Genomic DNA, 417 nt, shown 5'->3' with positions numbered 1-417 from the left:
GGCCCGGAACCATGGACGGCCGAGAGGTTCGACCTGCTGCCCTCCTTACGCGTGCTGGCCAAGTGCGGTGTCGGGTTGGACAACATCGACCTCGAAGCAGCCCGGGGGCGAGGTATCAAGGTCACCAACACACCCGGTATGAACTCCAACGCAGTGGCGGAACTCACCGTGGGCCTGATGATCTGTGTCATGCGCGGCATCCACTACGCGGCCGAAGCGCTGCAGCACGGCGAGCGACTGCACATCCCCGGTCACGAGCTGACCGCCCGCACCGTGGGACTCGTCGGCGGGGGACACATTGGTCGGCTGGTCGCCAAGCGCCTGCAAGGTTTCGAGGTGCAGGTCCTGATCCATGACCCATTCCTGACCGAAGCCCCGGAGGGTGCGCAGCTGGTCAAGTCGCTGGACGAGTTGCTG

At 65.2% G+C, this 417-nt stretch carries 1 protein-coding gene; it reads left to right on the top strand.

Going from position 1 to position 417, the window contains the following annotated elements; translation table 11 throughout:
- The coding region (locus tag BTM36_RS19695) for an NAD(P)-dependent oxidoreductase (protein WP_305778106.1) at positions 1-417 on the top strand (417 nt) is incomplete at both ends.

This window comes from Herbaspirillum sp. VT-16-41, assembly GCF_001994935.1.
Taxonomy (GTDB): Bacteria; Pseudomonadota; Gammaproteobacteria; order Burkholderiales; family Burkholderiaceae_D; genus Herbaspirillum; species Herbaspirillum frisingense.
This window is presented reverse-complemented; position numbering and strand designations above follow the sequence as displayed.